Below are 15,625 nucleotides of genomic sequence, written 5' to 3'. Positions count from 1 at the left end.
CGCAAGCGCGCTCCTACAGGTTAGCCGTCGGTCGATACAGTCAGGCGTTCCCACTCACTGATCGATGCGTCGAACGAGGCGAGCTTGTCACGCACCAGCTTCAACGCATCGCTGCCCAGTAGCAGATGCGCCGGTGGGTTCGCGGCGTCGATCACCGCCAGCATGGCCCGCGCCGCCTTCACCGGGTCACCCAGTTGCTTACCGCTCTTCTCCTCGCGCGCCTTGCGGATCGGATCGAAGATGGCGTCGTAATCGCTGATGGTGCGCGCCGTGCGGACCATGGAGCGGCCTGCCCAATCGGTGCGGAAGGATCCCGGCGCCACCGCCGTCACATGAATCCCCAGCGCGGCGACTTCCTTGCCCAGCGCCTCGGAAATGCCCTCCAGCGCGAACTTGCTGCCGCAGTAATAGGTAATACCGGGCATCGTGATGTGGCCGCCCATCGAGGTGATGTTGAGGATGTGGCCACGGCGGCGTTCGCGCATGTAGGGCAGCACAGCCTTCATCATGGCCACGGCGCCGAACACGTTCACGTCGAACTGCCGACGAAGATCCGCCATCGGCGATTCCTCCATGATGCCTTCGTGGCCGTAGCCGGCGTTGTTGACCAGCACGTCGATCGGGCCCGTGCTTGCCTCGAGTTCGGCCACAACGCCTTCAATCGCATCGAAATCGGTAACGTCGAGGATGCGGCCCACCGCTTGGGCGTGCAGCGATTCGAACTCGCGCCGGGCATCTTCGCTGCGGACGGTGCCCACGACCGTGTGGCCAGCGGCCAGCGCCTCCTGCGCCAGCGCCCGGCCGAAGCCGCTGCTTACACCGGTAATGAGAAGGGTCTTTTTGCTCGTCATGTCGCGTCTCCACTGAGGTGCCTTGGGATGCATAATGAACTCGGCAGACCTCCTCCATAAGCTGAAATTCGCTACTTTTCTTGCCTATTCCTATGAGAAAGCGCCCCGTCACCCCGAAGTACACGACGCCACGCAGCCCCACCCGGGAGCGCACGGTGGCGCTCCTTCATGCGCTAGGCCCGGAGGAGGGCTACAACCTCACCGCCATCCCCAGCGTCCGCATTCTGCGCTCCGACCGCCCGCTCGCCCGCACCCCGGTGCTCTACGACCCCGGCATCGTCATCGTCTGCCAGGGCCGCAAGCGCGGCTACTTCGGCGACCAGGTGTACGTGTACGACGAAGACCACTACTTGGCCGTATCGGTGCCCGTCCCCTTCACCATGGAAACGGATGCGACCCCGGAGCATCCCCTGCTCGCGCTATACCTGCATCTTGACTTCGCGCTGGCAGCCGAACTCGCCGACCAGATCGATGCATCTGGCGATGTCACAACGGCGCAGGCACCGCGAAGCATGTTGTCCACGCGCATGGACGGAGCCATGCAGGACACCGTCCTGCGCTTCCTCGAAGCCATGCACAAGCCGCTCGATGCCGCGGTGCTCGGCCCAGGTTTATTGCGCGAGATCTACTACCGAGTACTCACCGGTGCCCAGGGTGCCTCCATGCGCGAAGCCCTGGCCACGCGCGGCCAGTTCGGCAAGATCAGCCGCTCGCTGCGACTCATCCATGCCGAGTACCCGCGCCCGCTCGATGTCGCCGAGCTAGCCGAAGAAGCCGGCATGAGCGCACCCAGCTTCCACAGTCATTTCAAGGCGATTACGAATGTATCGCCCATGCAATACGTGAAGTCGACACGCCTGCACCAGGCGCGTCTGCTCATGGTGCGCCAGGGCATGACGGCAGAGGCCGCGAGCCACGCGGTAGGCTACACCAGCCCGTCGCAATTCAGCCGCGAGTTCAAGCGCCTGTTTGGTTCATCACCCTCCGCCGAAGCACGACGGATGCGCAACAGCTTCGCATTACCCGAAGCCTTCGCCGACTCGGCGTTTGTTTCCTCACACTAACAAACATCCTTGTAGGAGCGCGCTCGCGCGCGGTGTGTGCTTGCGGCAGACCGGATCGCCCACAAGCGCGCTCCTACAAAAGATGAGGGGCCCCGGAGGGCCCCTTTTTATCAACGCTTTGTGGTGCGTTTCTTTGTCGCTGCCTTGCGGGCCGTTGTCTTCCTGGCCGGTGCTTTCTTCACGGCCACCTTCTTCACGGCCGCTTTCTTTGCAGGCGCCGCCTTCTTCACCGACGCAGCGCGAAGCACCTTCTTCGCCGCCGCACGCTTGCGTGCCGTCGGCTTCGCCGGTTCTTTCGCCGCCAGTGCGGCGCCACCGGCTTCGGCCTTCTGGCGAGCCGCACGGCGTGCCGGTTCCGTGCCGGTGTTCAGCGGACGCCACGAACGGCCACCCATGGCCAGCAACGTATCCGACGAAGCCGGGCCGGCGCTGCCCGAGGCGTAGTTCGGGAAATCCGCCGGGGTGCGCTGTGCCCAGTCATCCAGCACCGGCTGCACGGCGCGCCAGCAGGCCTCGACCATGTCGGCGCGCTGGAACAGCGTCGCATCGCCGGTCATGCAATCGTAAAGCAGCGTTTCGTAACCCACGTTTGGTTCGGCGCGGAACCAGTCGGCGTACTTGAAATCCATGCGCACGGGGGCGAGCTCCACGCGCGGGCCGGGGCGCTTCACGTCGAACTGCAGCGAGATACCTTCGTCCGGCTGGATCTGCAGCACCAGCCAATCGGGGCCGAACGCATCCATGCCGGTGCCGCGGAACGGCGCCATGGGCGCGCTCTTGAAGCGGATGGCGATCTCGGTGGTGCGGCGGCCCATGTGCTTGCCGGTGCGCAGGTAGAACGGCACGCCCGACCAGCGCCAGGTATCGATGGAGAGCTTCATGGCCACGAACGTTTCCGTGACCGAATCCGGCGCCACGTCCGGCTCATCGCGGTATGCGCGGGCCAGCTCGCTGTTCACCGCGCCCGGGCCGTACTGGCCACGCACGGCATCTTCCGGCGAGATCGGGCGGATCGCCTCGATCACCTCGGCCTTGCGGGTGCGCACCGCCTCGGCATCAAACGAGGTCGGCGGCTCCATGGCCACCATGGCCAGCAGCTGGAACAGGTGGTTCGGCACCATGTCACGCATGGCACCGGTCTGCTCGTAAAACGAGCCGCGACGTTCCACGCCGACGGTTTCGGCCACGGTGATCTGCACGTGGTCGATACGGTCACGGTTCCAGATCGGTTCGAACAGGCCATTCGCAAAGCGGAAGGCCATGATGTTCTGCACCGTTTCCTTACCAAGGAAGTGGTCGATGCGATAGATCTGGTCCTCGCGCAGCACCTTCAGGATGCGTGCGTTCAGCGCGTTGGCCGAGGCCAGGTCGTGGCCAAACGGCTTTTCGATAATGACGCGGCGCCAGTGATCGCCGTCCACGCCACCATCCTGGGTGAGGCCGGCATCGCGCAGTTGCTCGATCACATCGCCAAAGAAGCGCTCGGGCGTGGCCAGGTAGAACAGCACGTTGCCCTGGGTGCCGCGCTTGCGGTCGATGTCCTTCAACTTGGTCGCCAGGGCCTGGAACGACGAGGCATCGTCAAAATCGCCCGAGAAATACGTCATCTGGCTGCTCAGCCAGCCCCAGGCCTCTTCATCCAGGCGCTGGCCGGCGCCGGAGACATAACGCTCCAGCGATTTGTGCAGGTTGCCCTTCCAGGCGTTGTCCGACATCTTGCCGTGGTTGAAACCCACGATCGCAAAGTTATCGGCCAGCAAGCCGGTACGGCGCATGTTGTACAGCGCGGGGACGACCAGGCGGCTGGTGAGGTCGCCGGCGGCGCCGAAGATTACAACGGTACACGGGTCGGCCGGATGAGCGCGGGAGGTCGCGCGCTTCGGTTGGGCTTGGCTCATGCACTGACTCCTTGGGGAACGGTGGATTCGGGGGTAGCGTGGATGTCGGCTGTCGCGCTGTAACCATTCGCCAGACTAAAGGCGGCATTAACCAACGCGACATGCGAAAAGGCTTGTGGGAAATTGCCCAAGAGACGTTTCGTCCGGGGATCGTACTCCTCCGCGAGCAGGCCGAGGTCGTTCGTGAGTGCGATAAGGCGCTCAAACATGGCCCGGGCCTCGTCCATCCGGCCCAGCATCACGTAATTTTCGACCAGCCAGAAGCTGCACGGCAGGAACTCGCCCTCGCCCGGCGGCAAGCCATCGACACCCGAGCGGGTGTCGTAGCGGCGCACGAAGCCGCCCACGATCAGGTCCTCCTCGATCGCCTTGACCGTGGCCACGATGCGCGGATCATCCGGCGGCAGGAAATCGGTCAGCGTCACCAGCAGCAGGCTCGCATCGAGCTCGGTGGATCCGTAGGACTGGGTAAGGCAGCCGCGCACCGGGTCCACGCCCTTGGCCAGGATATCGGCCTTGATCTCGTCGGCGATGCTGCGCCAGCGCTTCACGTAATGCGGATCGATCCCGTCGCGCTTCTGCTCGGCCGCCTTTGCGAAGGCCAGCCACGCCATGACCTTGGAGTGGACGAAGTGCCGGGGCTCGCCGCGAATCTCCCAGATGCCTTCATCGGGATGGCGCCATATCGCCGCCAGATGGTCGAGGAACACGGCCTGGACGTTATCGGCCTCGGGGTGGAGCACCACGCCGTGTTTCATCGCGTGCGAAAACGCGCCGATCAGCTCGCCAAAGATATCCAGCTGGAACTGGTTCGAGGCCGCGTTGCCCACGCGCACGGGGCGCGCGCCCTCGTAGCCGTTCAGCCAGGTGATCTCGTATTCCTCCAGGCGGCGCTCACCGGCCAGGCCGTACAGCACCTGCAATTGCCCAGGCGAGCCCGCCACGGCGCGACGGACCCAGTCGCGCCACGCGCTGGCCTCATCGTGGTAGCCCGCATTGACCAGCGCGGAAAGCACGAACGTGGCGTCGCGTGCCCAGCAGAACCGGTAATCCCAGTTGCGCTCGCCACCGAACTGTTCCGGCAGGGAGGTGGTGGGCGCGGCCACGATACCGCCGGTGGGCTCGTAGCTAAGGCCCTTGAGCACGATGAGCGAGCGGCGGACGATATCGCTCCACTCGCCACTGCCGTTGCAGCGATTCGACCAGCCTTCCCAGTAGTCCAGGGAATCCTTCAACGCCCGGGCGGGATCCAGCGGTTCGGGCGGCGCGAGGTGTGACGGGCCCCACGCCATGACAAACGGCGTCGCATCGCCCTTGCCGACACTGAACCGGCCGACGCTTTCCATGCCCTCGCCCTCCATTTCGACGGGCGTACGCAGCACCAGCATGTCGGGGCCGGCGATGGCCGTTAGCGACCCGTCATCGTGGGAATTCACCCATGGCAGCGCATTGCCATAGTCGAAGCGCACCGTGAGGTGGCTCTCGAAATCCACCCGGCCCTCGATGCCCTCGACGATACGGGTAATGCCGACCTGCTCACCGGCGAACGGCATGAAATCGATCACCCGGGCCTTGCCCGTGGCGGTGGTCCAGGTGGTTTCGAGCACCAGGCTGCCATCGAGGTACTGGCGGGTGCAGGTGGCATCGGGATCGGCCGGGGCCAGCGCCCAGCGGCCGTTGTTTTCATCGCCCAGCAGCGCCGCGAAGCACGCCGGGGAATCGAATCGCGGCAGGCATAACCAGTCGATTGAGCCGTTGCGCGCCACCAGTGCCGCACTTCGGCAGTTGCCGAGCATGGCGTAATCTTCGATCCGGGATGCCATCTTGCCTCCGTTTCGCTTGGCTAACCTGTTTACGTTAGCCAGCGAAACGTTAGGGCAGTGTGTCCGGCAGTGTCTTGCGAATGCGTGCGCTTGCCTGGATCTGGCCATGCAGAAAGGAGGTTGCCCAATGGAAGGCTATCGGTGAGCAACTATCGTGTGAAAGAACGCCTCTTCAGGGACTGGCCAAAAGTCGGGCGCGACACCCTACGGCGCCAGCCAAAGTTACCAAGACGACGAGGGCGTTACCCACCCAATGTATCGTCCGTCCCCACTGAAGCGGCATGCTCACGTAACTGTCCGAGGGCGCTAGCCCATGAAACCTTCTTGAAAGCCGCGAGGCGACCGAAGGGGCGTAGCGGAACAATCTCATCGCTACTGCCCGGCGGCAGGTGGAGCCATATTGCTTCGAAGTTCAGTGCGGGCACCCTGAGAAGCCGCACATCAACTTCGTAGTCACCTTCGGCACCGGCGAAATCGACTGCCAATGCCGCGTCGAGGGCATGTCGTACGCTCCGAATATGGCTCTCTGAACCGGATACAGAGGTCACCCTAGGGTTATTCGGATCTTGGAGGTCGACGTCATAGTAGGCCTGCGGGTTCCCATCGCTAATCTCATATACCCGAAGTCCAACCGAAACCGCAGCGCTCGGCGCGTTGTGCAACAGTGAATCAAGGCCCAGCGCATAGATCTCCAAGGCGGATCCAACCTCGATTTCAGAAGCATCGGCACGCCCGGGTCGATCGGCATCACTCGTCGGCCGATCCAGCTCCAGCAATGGACGCGCATGCCAGATCGCGTTGATGGTTCGAACATCTGGGAGTGTTACCTTAAATTTCATGCCTACGAAACTCTCGGTGAAATAGGTGTGTGTCCAAGATCCTGAGCCTTGATACCGAACTTTGAAGTCCTCAATCGAAAGCACGCTCGTGCCGTAGATGGGATCGGCAAGGTAAAAATAATTTGAGACACCTTCCGTTGCATAGCCGTAAACAACGAGAAAGTGCCCGCCACCTCCAGCCCATTGCGTCCGGAGGCCTACGGGCCTTCCCGCATTGATCTCCGTTTGGATCTGCGCGAACGTAACTTGGCCGGTCATCTGTCGAAAATTGCGTGTGCGTCGCAGAGCCCGATCGAGATACCAGGTAACGTTACACTGACTCGGAACGCTGCTATCGCAACAATCGCTTCTGCCAAGCTCGGCACCCGCGACACTGCATTGTGTCCATGTGCTCGTGCGCCAGTAGAAGTGGGAGACGCTCTTCGATGTCGCTGCCCAGCACCAATTGGTCTGAGGCTGGTATTCCATTGTGAATGGAAGGCTGCTCGAGTTGAACAGGCGCCCGTATATTTCTTGCGTCAGCAACCTAGACCGCAACGGCCGCGCAGTAGCAGTGACGAAATCCTTGATCGACATGTGCCTCTCCAACGTCATGGCCGGGCCAGCCCCGGCATCTAGAGAACTTCTACAACCTGCACATGGCGTCGTTCAAGATGACAAGAAGCACAACAAATCACAATATAACAAGTACTTACGATATATTAAGCCAAATTTAGGCTGTGATTCTGAGCGCTCCATTGGCGGAGAATTCCAACAATGGAGCATGCACGCAGTTGCGCCACGTAACGGCGACACTGACCCGGAATTCCACAATGCGGTGACGCATGCTAACCGCAGGAGCGACTCCTGACGTTGGTCAATTGGCTAACCTGTTTACGTTAGCCAGCGAAACGTTAGGGCAGTGTGTCCGGCAGTGTCTTGCGAATGCGTGCGCTGGGCCTTGTTCAGTGGCCGCTTGTCGCCGCGGGCTTCGGGCGGCAGGCCTCGAACATGCTGTGCGCAAGTTCCTGCTCACCGTAGACGACCTCGCTGGCGCCCAGGCCCGCCAGGTGGTTCACGCACTCCTCGGAATGGGCACGGGCGACGATGGGCAGATCGGCCCGCAGTGCCCGGGCGGCACGCACCACCTGCCCCGCTTCGAACGGATCCGGCACCGCCACGACCAGGGCCCGCGCCGCCGCGAGGTTCGCTTCGGCGAGCACGGGCGCCGCGGCCGCATTGCCGATGACGACATCGGCCGTGCCCTGCTCGCGGAGTTCACGCACCGCATCCTCATCGGTTTCGATCACCAGGATGGGCGCGCCGGTGGCGCGCAGGTCGGAGAACACCCTGCGGCCGACCCAGCCGAAACCGACAAGCACCGTGTGCCCGCGCATATCGGGATGCTCATCAGGTGCATCCGAATCATGCTTCGCCACCCACTTGTCCAGCGCCACGAACAGCAGCGGGTTCACCAGGATGGACACGATGGCGGCCGCCAGCAGGATGTCGCGCGCTTCTTCACTGAGCAGGCCGAGCGATACACCCAGGCCGGCCAGGATGAAAGAGAACTCGCCAATCTGCGCCAGGCTGGTGGCAATGGTGAGCGCGGTCTTGGTCGGGCGGCCAAACATGCGCACGATGACGAAGGCGGCGACCGATTTACCCACGATGATGATGAGGCAAGCCGCCAGCACCAGCCACGGGTGCTGCACCAGCACGTGCGGGTTGAACAGCATGCCGATCGAAACAAAGAACAACACGGCGAACGCATCTCGCAACGGCAGCGTTTCCTCGGCGGCCTGCTGCGAGAGCTTGGATTCACCCATCATCATGCCGGCGAAGAACGCGCCGAGTTCGAACGACACATCGAACAGATGCGCGGCACCGAACGCCACGCCCAACGCGATGGCAAGCACGGCCAGGCGGAACAGCTCGCGCGATCCGGTGCCGGAGACGGCCTGCAGCATCCAGGGGATGGCGCGCTTGCCGATGATCAGCATGACAGCGACGAACAGCACAACCTTGCCGATGGTGATGGCCACCGTCTGCACCAGTTCGCCCATGCCCGGCGCATCACCCTTCCCATCGCCGAGGAACCCGGCCAGCGCAGGCAACAGCACCAGCGCCAGCACCATGGCGAGGTCTTCCACGATGAGCCAGCCGACGGCGATGCGGCCGCGGTCGCTATCGAGCAGGCGGCGCTCTTCCATCGCACGCAGCAGCACCACCGTACTCGCCACCGAAAGGGCCAGGCCGAAGACGAAACCCTGCGCGACGGGCCAGCCCAGCGCCCAGCCAAGCAGCATGCCCAGGCCCGTCGCGACGCCCATCTGCACGGCGGCCCCGGGGATCGAGATGCTCTTTACCGCGAGCAGGTCCTTTAGCGAGAAGTGCAGGCCCACGCCGAACATAAGCAGGATGACGCCGAGATCCGCGAGTTCCTGCGCGATATGCGCATCGGCGACGTAGCCAGGTGTAAATGGGCCGGCGACCACGCCAGCGACCAGGTAGCCCGCGATCACCGGAAGCCGTATGCGATTGGCAATGGCGCCAAAAATGAAGGCGAGGACAAGGCCACCGACGATGGTGGCAATGAGTGGCGTGGCGTCGTGCATGGGCGGCTCCCCGAGTCGTCGTTGGCCGCGGCGGCGTGCCACGGCATGCACCCTCGTCTCGTCACGTCGTCGAACGTATCGATGTGGGGCTAGCCCCTAAGGTTTGGGGACAAACCCTTCACGATGCAAGCGCGCCGACCGGATTTTTTTCAACGCTGGCACGGGCTTGAGAATACTCTCAATCCTGATCAGGATGCTGCCGTCAGCACGGCAAGGAAATCCTTGCCGTAGCGCTTGAGCTTGCTTTCGCCCACGCCACTGATGGCCGAGAGTTCATCCTCGTCCTGCGGCAACGCACGCAACATGGCGAGCAACGTGGCGTCGTGGAAGATGACGTAGGCCGGCACGCCGTGCGCCTTGGCAAGCTCGGCGCGAACGCGACGCAGGTCATTCCACAACGGTTCCTCGGTCGCCTCGATGCCCAGCGTGCTCCCGGCGGCCGGCGCGGTGCCGCGCGTGCGCCGGCCCTTCGCTGGCCGCGCGTCCTCGCGCAGCTGCACTTTGCGCTCGCCCTTCAGCACCGGCCCGCTTTGCGCAGAAAGGCGCAACGTGCCGTAGCCCTCCGGGTCGGCCTCGACCAGGCCGGCGGCGAGCAGTTGGCGGAACACCGAGCGCCACTGCGTGGCATCCATGTCGGCACCGACACCGAACACACTGAGCTTGTCGTGGTTGAGTTCGCGTACGCGATCGCCCGCTTCCCCACGCAGGATTTCGATGAGGTGACCGGCGCCGTAGCGCTGGCCGCTGCGGTAGATGGCCGACATGGCTTTCTGTGCGGCGAGGGTCGCATCCCAGGTCTTGGGTGGCACCAGGCAGTTATCGCAGTTCCCACAGTTTCCGTCGTGCGGCTCCGCGAAGGCCTCGAGTAACAACTGGCGCCGGCAACGAGTGGCCTCAGCGTAGCCAAGCAAGGCATCGAGCTTGAGCCGCTCGATGCGCTTGCGGTCATCGCCCGATTCGGACTGCGCGATCATCTGGCTCATGGTGACCACGTCACCCAGGCCGTAGACCATCCACGCTTCCGCCGGCAGGCCATCACGGCCCGCACGGCCAGTTTCCTGGTAATAGCCCTCCATGCTGCGCGGCAGGTCGAGGTGGGCGACGAAGCGCACATCCGGTTTATCGATGCCCATGCCGAACGCGACGGTGGCGACCATCACAATGCCATCCTCGCGCAGGAAACGCTGCTGGTGTCGCTGGCGCGTATCCGGATCCAGCCCGGCATGGTATGGCAGCGCATCGATACCGGCTTCGGCGAGCCACGCGGCCGTTTCATCCACCTTGCGCCGGCTCAGGCAATACACGATGCCCGCATCGCCGCGGTGCGCATCGAGGAAATCGAGCAGCTGGCGGCGCGCGTTCTGCCGTGGCGCCACGCGGTAGCGAATGTTCGGCCGGTCGAAGCTGGAGACGAAGCGCTTTGCCTCACCCAGCCGCAAGCGATCGACGATTTCCTCGCGGGTGCGGTCATCTGCCGTGGCGGTGAGCGCGATGCGCGGCACTTCCGGGAAGCGCTCGTGCAGCAGCGTGAGCTCGCGATACTCCGGGCGGAAATCGTGGCCCCATTGTGAGACGCAATGGGCCTCATCGATCGCGAACAGCGCGATGGGAATGCGATCGAGCAATGCAAGGAAACGGCCGGTGAGCAAGCGCTCCGGCGCCACATAGAGCATATCCAGCTCGCCGGCGAGTAATTGATCCTCCACCTCGCGCTGGGTGAGCGCGTCGAGACTGGAATTCAGATAACGGGCCTTCACGCCGGCTTCAACCAGCGCATCGACCTGATCCTGCATGAGCGCGATCAAGGGCGACACCACGATGCCCGTGCCGTAACGCATGAGCGCGGGGATCTGATAGCACAGCGATTTGCCGCCGCCCGTGGGCATCAGCACCAGCGCGTCGCCGCCGCCGGCGACTTCGTCGACGATGGCCTGCTGCTGGCCGCGAAAGGCGGGATAGCCGAAAACGGAATGAAGGATGTCGAGCGCGGAAGACTGCATCCGCACATGCTAGCAAACGGGGCTCTCATCCCTGAACGGCGAAACACCCAAATCAGCGTAGGCCTACACCATATTCAGCCGCCAGCGCTTGTCCCGTGTTCGCGTCCGGGAGCGTAATAACCCCGGGCTCAGGCCCATGCGTGGCCGGCGCTACCGGCCCATGCCAAGGGGGTTACCGCCATGCGACACGCACTGCTAATGCTCGTATCCGCGTTCGCTGTCACGCCGGCGCTGGCCGGTGGCGGCACCATCGCCTTTACCGGCGATATCCGCGAACCGACCTGCCCGATGGACGACGCGCAACCTGCCTGCACACGCGCAGCCCGCTTCGAGGTGCAGAAGGCCGCGCCACGCGATCTGCCTCAAGTGCGCTTATTGGCCTATGTCCTGGCGCGGGCACCGGGCGTGCGCTGGCACGCGATGAATATCGTGTACCGCTAGCCCCCGGGGAAACCCCAGATGGCACGGTCGAGGTCGTGATCCAGGCCGAACGCGCTCATGGGTACCCGGCCATTCTTCACGACTACCCCTTCCGCCTTTAGCCGCTTGCACTGTTCGCGGTAGCCATTGGTGCCGGCAGGGATACCGATGTGCCCATCGGCTCGCAGCACCCGGTGCCACGGCAGGTCCAGGCGGTTGGGCGCGTCGCCCAGTACCCGTCCTATCAACCGCGCCCGGCCGGGGTAGCCCGCGCGGGCCGCGATCGCCCCGTAGCTGGCCACGCGGCCACGGGGTATGGCGGCCACCGCCGCGATAATGCGCTGCGCACGCAGGGCACGTGCTTCATCGTCATCCAGTTCATCAGTCATGGTCAGTTCGTGCATGCCAAACGAAACACGACGAGCGTACCATCGGGGGTCTGCTAGCGAGCCCAGGGCAAGGCCATGCGTCACTTCGAAGCGATCCGCTCCCATGTCGGGGGCATCCACAAGCTGCGGCAGAACGAGCCGTACATCATCAGCTTCGACCTGGAGCTGCCCGACGGGCGCCACCAGGGGATTTACCTGGCGGAACTGGAAGACCCCGATGGCCAGCGTTTCCTGCGCCTGTCCACGCCGATCGGCCCCCTCTCGGGCGTGGATGCCCGGCGCTGCCTGCGCTTCAACTGGGAGCAGCGCACGGGCTACCTGGCCGAGGCGGACCTGGACGGCTCGCCGTACCTGCATTTGTGCGAAAACCGGCCGTATGACTACCTGGACGAGCGCGAACTGGCCCGGCTGATCGAGGAGCTTGGCGCCACGGGCGACCAGCTCGAGCAGGTGGTGAACGGCGAGGCCGACGCTCTTTGACGCGGAGGCGCCTCGCAAGGGCGCGACCCGCCTTAGAACAGGTGCCCTAGCTTCACCAGCGCGTAGCCGATGCCAGCGGTGATCGGCAGGGTCAGGATCCAGGCCCACACCATGCGCTCCACCACCGACCAGCGGATGGCGTTGAAGCGCTTGGCCGCGCCCACGCCCATGATCGATGCCGACACGTTGTGCGTGGTGGACACCGGAATGCCCAGTACCGATGCGGTCAGGATCACCGCCGCCGAGCTGCCTTCCGCCGCGAACCCGTTGATCGGGTGCAGCTTCACCATCTTGTGGCCCAGCGTCTTGATGATGCGCCAGCCGCCACCGGCCGTACCACCGGCCATGGTCAGGGCACAAACCACCTTCACCCACACGGGGATCGGGAAACCACCCGCCGCGGCCGGGTCATGCGGGATGCGCAGGAACGAGAGGAACTCGGGCAGGTGATCGAACTGGCCAGCCGCCGTGGCGCCCGCAAGCGCCAGGGCGATGATGCCCATGCTCTTCTGCGCATCGTTCATGCCGTGGGACAGGCCCATGGCGCTGGCCGACACGATCTGCGCCTTGCCGAAGAAGCTGTTGACGAAGGGGGTGCGGCCGAACCGGTGCAGGTAGCCCTTCTGGCTGGAGAACCAGCCGAGCAGCGCGTACAGCGCGCCCATCAGCAGGAAGCCGATGACGAAGCCGAGGAACGGCGACACGATCATCGGGACGATGACCTTGGGCACCACGCCCTTGCCCAGCCACCAGTGTGCGCCGCCCTGCCACCAGATGATCGAGTGGATGTTTTCCTGCGATGCCGCCAGCGCGGCGCCGCACAGGCCACCCACCAGGGCATGGCTGGAACTGGAAGGCAGGCCCAGCCACCAGGTGATCAGGTTCCAGATCGTGGCACCCAGCAGCGCGCTGATGAGGAGCTGCGAACCGACCTCGACCACGCCCGTATCGATCAGGCCCGAGGCGATGGTGGCCGCCACGGCGGTACCCCAGAGGGCACCGGCCAGGTTGGTGACCGCCGCCAGCAGGACGGCCTGGCCCGGCGTCAGCACCTTGGTGGCGACCACGGTGGCAATGGAGTTCGCCGTATCGTGGAAGCCGTTGATGTAGGTGAACGCAAGGGCGATCAGGACGACCGCGATAACCATGCTCATGGGACGCCCGTCCTCAGGAGTTCTTGAGGACGATGGCGTAGACGACGTTGCCGACATCGCGGCACTTGTCGACGGCCTTCTCGATCAGCTCGAAAAGGTCCTTCGCGAGGATGGCCCGGAGCGGATCCGAGGCCTCGGCGTAGAGTGTGCGATAGGGGTCCAGCAGAAGGCGGTCGGCCTCGGCTTCGAGGGCGTGCAGCTGGTCGCGCAGCTTCTTCACCGGACCGATCTTCAGGCCGTGGCGGAGCTGGGCGATCATTTCGACGACCACATCGGCCGACTGCTGCAGGAGCACCGCGCGCTGGGCAAAATCCACGCCCTGCAGGCGATCGGCGACGATCACGTAGCGTTCGGCGAACTTTTCGATCGTCTTGGGAATCTTGTAGAGCGCCGAGTTCAGCGCCTCGATGTCTTCGCGGTCCAGGGCGGTGACGAAGGTGTTCACCAGCTCCTCGCCGATCTGGGCGTGGAGGGCCTTCTCGCGGGCGCGGGTGGTGGTGAACGCGGCCATGACCGGGGAGCGATCGGCGCGGGTCACCAGCTCGTGCATGGCCTTGGCGCTCTCGCGGGCGGCTTCGGCGCTCTCTTCGAGCAGGCCGTAGAACTTGTCGCCCTTACCGAACATGGTCTGGAGTGAAAACATGGGGTTGCCTGGGGAATCATCGGGGATATGACGCTTATGTTACCGGACCTCGCACCGACCTTGGTGTATCCGGCCGGCAAGACCTTACCGGCCGCGTCTGGTATATAGCCCTGCACATGCTCACCGAACTCCTGCTGGTCTTCCTCCTTTCCCTCGCTAACGGGTTCTTCGCCTTGTCGGAGATGTCCGTGGTGGCCTCGCGCAAGAGCCGCCTGAAGCACATGGCGCGGGATAGCCGGCGGGCCCGGGTGGCCCTGCAACTGGCTGAATCGCCTGAGCACTTCCTGTCGACGGTCCAGGTCGGCATGACCCTGATCATCCTGGTCACCGGCGCCCTGGCGGGCGACCAGCTGGCCGAGCATTTCGCCGAGCTGATCCACGGCGACGGCCCGGCCTGGCTCGAACCGTACATGCGGGTTCTGGGCTGGCTGGCCGGTTTCCTGCTGATGTCGCTGGTCCAGATCATCATCGGCGAGCTGGTCCCCAAGCGCGCCGCCCTGACGGCCCCGGAGAAGATCGCCAGCCAGATCGCCATGCCCATGCTCGTGATCTCACGGATCACCCTGCCCCTGGTCTGGCTGCTCAACCACGTCTCCACCGGCATCCTGAAGGTACTGGGCCTGCACCGCCGGGGCGCCAACGCGGCCACGGAAGAAGAGATCCGCCTGCTGGTAGCCGAAAGCGCCGAACAGGGCATCCTGGATAGCGATGAACGGAACATGGTGAACCGCGTGCTGCGCCTGGGCGACCGCACGGTCGGCTCGGTCATGACGCCACGCATGAAGATCGCTTGGCTGGATATCGCGGCGCCGCGCGAGGACAACATGGAAGTACTCCGGCAGACGCCGTTCTCGCGCTACCCGGTTTACCGCCGCGACGAGAGCGAAGTGGTGGGCACGGTCGAGGTGAAATCGCTGATCCGCTCGCTGGAGATCGGAGAGATCGACCTGTTCGCCCATGTGGGCCGCCCACTCTTCGTGCCGGCCACTGCCCGCGCGCTCGACCTGCTGGAGGCGTTCCGTGATGCCGACACCCAGCTGGCCCTGGCCGTGGACGAGTACGGCGATATCGAGGGCCTGGTGACCCTGAACGACCTCCTCTCCGCCGTGGTGGGCGCTACGGCACCCTCCGCCGACGACGCCACGCACGACGGCCCTATCGTCCGCCGCGACGATGGTAGCTGGCTGGTGGATGGCTCGCTCCCCGCCGACGACCTGCGCGAACTGCTCCAGTTGGATCGCTTGCCCAATGAGGAAGAGCACGATTTCCGTACCGTCGCCGGCATGGTGACGACCGGGTTCGGCCATATCCCGCACGCCGGGCAGTCGTTCGAGTGGGACGGGCTCCGCTTCGAAGTGGTCGACATGGATGGGGCGCGCATCGACAAGGTGCTGGTGAGCCGGCTGCCGGACGAGCCCGACACCGACGTATAAGCGCCGCCACTCATCCCCGGTTCAAGGCGCGCTG

Annotated in this window: 13 protein-coding genes; 4 read left to right on the top strand and 9 right to left on the bottom strand. The window is 64.4% G+C overall.

The window, feature by feature from the left end:
• Positions 1-20: 20 nt before the first annotated feature.
• Entirely contained in the window at positions 21-851 is an 831-nt protein-coding gene (locus L2Y97_RS04775) for an oxidoreductase (protein WP_247433684.1), read from the bottom strand.
• Positions 852-943: 92 nt separating this feature from the next.
• On the opposite strand from L2Y97_RS04775, the gene L2Y97_RS04770 reads away from it, so the two are divergent.
• Positions 944-1,915 carry an AraC family transcriptional regulator gene (locus tag L2Y97_RS04770; RefSeq protein ID WP_247433681.1) on the top strand — a complete coding sequence of 324 codons (972 nt, stop codon included), beginning with the start codon at positions 944-946 and terminating at the stop codon, positions 1,913-1,915.
• 110 nt (positions 1,916-2,025) lie between these two features.
• On the opposite strand, the gene zwf is transcribed toward L2Y97_RS04770, so the two are convergent.
• The 5 genes from zwf to recQ form a co-directional block, all read right to left on the bottom strand.
• A complete protein-coding gene (gene zwf, locus L2Y97_RS04765; protein ID WP_247433678.1) occupies positions 2,026-3,813 on the bottom strand; it encodes a glucose-6-phosphate dehydrogenase in 1,788 nt (595 codons plus the stop codon).
• Positions 3,810-5,636, bottom strand: a complete 1,827-nt coding sequence (locus tag L2Y97_RS04760) for a glycoside hydrolase family 15 protein (RefSeq protein WP_247433676.1) — start codon at positions 5,634-5,636, stop codon at positions 3,810-3,812. The genes zwf and L2Y97_RS04760 overlap by 4 nt, the downstream gene beginning before the upstream one ends.
• A gap of 242 nt (positions 5,637-5,878) precedes the next feature.
• Positions 5,879-6,943, bottom strand: a complete 1,065-nt coding sequence (locus L2Y97_RS04755) for a papain-like cysteine protease family protein (RefSeq protein WP_247436700.1) — start codon at positions 6,941-6,943, stop codon at positions 5,879-5,881.
• A 476-nt stretch (positions 6,944-7,419) separates the two neighbouring features.
• A complete protein-coding gene (gene ybaL, locus L2Y97_RS04750) occupies positions 7,420-9,072 on the bottom strand; it encodes a YbaL family putative K(+) efflux transporter (protein WP_247433673.1) in 1,653 nt (550 codons plus the stop codon).
• Between the two features lie 188 nt (positions 9,073-9,260).
• Entirely contained in the window at positions 9,261-11,072 is a 1,812-nt protein-coding gene (gene recQ, locus L2Y97_RS04745) for a DNA helicase RecQ (protein ID WP_247433670.1), read from the bottom strand.
• A 180-nt stretch (positions 11,073-11,252) separates the two neighbouring features.
• Between recQ and L2Y97_RS04740 the strand changes: the two genes are divergently transcribed.
• A complete protein-coding gene (locus L2Y97_RS04740) occupies positions 11,253-11,513 on the top strand; it encodes a hypothetical protein (RefSeq protein WP_247433667.1) in 261 nt (86 codons plus the stop codon).
• Here L2Y97_RS04740 and L2Y97_RS04735 read toward each other — a convergent pair.
• A complete protein-coding gene (locus L2Y97_RS04735; RefSeq protein ID WP_247433664.1) occupies positions 11,510-11,881 on the bottom strand; it encodes an MGMT family protein in 372 nt (123 codons plus the stop codon). The two genes, L2Y97_RS04740 and L2Y97_RS04735, sit on opposite strands and share 4 nt — an antisense overlap.
• 75 nt (positions 11,882-11,956) lie before the next feature.
• On the opposite strand from L2Y97_RS04735, the gene L2Y97_RS04730 reads away from it, so the two are divergent.
• Positions 11,957-12,361: a hypothetical protein gene (locus L2Y97_RS04730; protein ID WP_247433661.1), complete on the top strand. Its 405-nt coding sequence runs from the start codon at positions 11,957-11,959 to the stop codon at positions 12,359-12,361.
• Between the two features lie 32 nt (positions 12,362-12,393).
• Here L2Y97_RS04730 and L2Y97_RS04725 read toward each other — a convergent pair whose 3' ends face one another.
• Positions 12,394-13,515: an inorganic phosphate transporter gene (locus L2Y97_RS04725; RefSeq protein ID WP_247433658.1), complete on the bottom strand. Its 1,122-nt coding sequence runs from the start codon at positions 13,513-13,515 to the stop codon at positions 12,394-12,396.
• A 13-nt stretch (positions 13,516-13,528) separates the two neighbouring features.
• The gene (locus L2Y97_RS04720; RefSeq protein ID WP_247433656.1) at positions 13,529-14,158 is read right to left on the bottom strand and encodes a DUF47 domain-containing protein; all 630 of its coding nucleotides are present in this window, start codon (positions 14,156-14,158) and stop codon (positions 13,529-13,531) included.
• A 116-nt stretch (positions 14,159-14,274) separates the two neighbouring features.
• On the opposite strand from L2Y97_RS04720, the gene L2Y97_RS04715 reads away from it, so the two are divergent.
• Positions 14,275-15,591, top strand: coding sequence for a hemolysin family protein (locus tag L2Y97_RS04715; protein WP_247433651.1), 1,317 nt, complete (start codon positions 14,275-14,277; stop codon positions 15,589-15,591).
• The last annotated feature ends 34 nt before the right edge of the window (positions 15,592-15,625 follow it).

Origin of the sequence: Luteibacter aegosomatissinici, from assembly GCF_023078495.1 — a bacterium.
Taxonomy (GTDB): Bacteria; Pseudomonadota; Gammaproteobacteria; order Xanthomonadales; family Rhodanobacteraceae; genus Luteibacter; species Luteibacter aegosomatissinici.
This window is presented reverse-complemented; position numbering and strand designations above follow the sequence as displayed.

Excerpts from the sequence above, each read along its gene's own strand:
- L2Y97_RS04760 (WP_247433676.1), bottom strand. The coding sequence starts at position 5,636 with ATGGCATCCCGGATCGAAGATTACGCCATGCTCGGCAACTGCCGAAGT.
- L2Y97_RS04775 (WP_247433684.1), bottom strand. The coding sequence starts at position 851 with ATGACGAGCAAAAAGACCCTTCTCATTACCGGTGTAAGCAGCGGCTTC.
- L2Y97_RS04725 (WP_247433658.1), bottom strand. The coding sequence starts at position 13,515 with ATGAGCATGGTTATCGCGGTCGTCCTGATCGCCCTTGCGTTCACCTAC.
- ybaL (WP_247433673.1), bottom strand. The coding sequence starts at position 9,072 with ATGCACGACGCCACGCCACTCATTGCCACCATCGTCGGTGGCCTTGTC.
- zwf (WP_247433678.1), bottom strand. The coding sequence starts at position 3,813 with ATGAGCCAAGCCCAACCGAAGCGCGCGACCTCCCGCGCTCATCCGGCC.
- L2Y97_RS04740 (WP_247433667.1), top strand. The coding sequence starts at position 11,253 with ATGCGACACGCACTGCTAATGCTCGTATCCGCGTTCGCTGTCACGCCG.
- L2Y97_RS04770 (WP_247433681.1), top strand. The coding sequence starts at position 944 with ATGAGAAAGCGCCCCGTCACCCCGAAGTACACGACGCCACGCAGCCCC.
- L2Y97_RS04755 (WP_247436700.1), bottom strand. The coding sequence starts at position 6,943 with ATGGAATACCAGCCTCAGACCAATTGGTGCTGGGCAGCGACATCGAAG.
- L2Y97_RS04735 (WP_247433664.1), bottom strand. The coding sequence starts at position 11,881 with ATGACTGATGAACTGGATGACGATGAAGCACGTGCCCTGCGTGCGCAG.
- recQ (WP_247433670.1), bottom strand. The coding sequence starts at position 11,072 with ATGCAGTCTTCCGCGCTCGACATCCTTCATTCCGTTTTCGGCTATCCC.
- L2Y97_RS04715 (WP_247433651.1), top strand. The coding sequence starts at position 14,275 with ATGCTCACCGAACTCCTGCTGGTCTTCCTCCTTTCCCTCGCTAACGGG.
- L2Y97_RS04720 (WP_247433656.1), bottom strand. The coding sequence starts at position 14,158 with ATGTTTTCACTCCAGACCATGTTCGGTAAGGGCGACAAGTTCTACGGC.
- L2Y97_RS04730 (WP_247433661.1), top strand. The coding sequence starts at position 11,957 with ATGCGTCACTTCGAAGCGATCCGCTCCCATGTCGGGGGCATCCACAAG.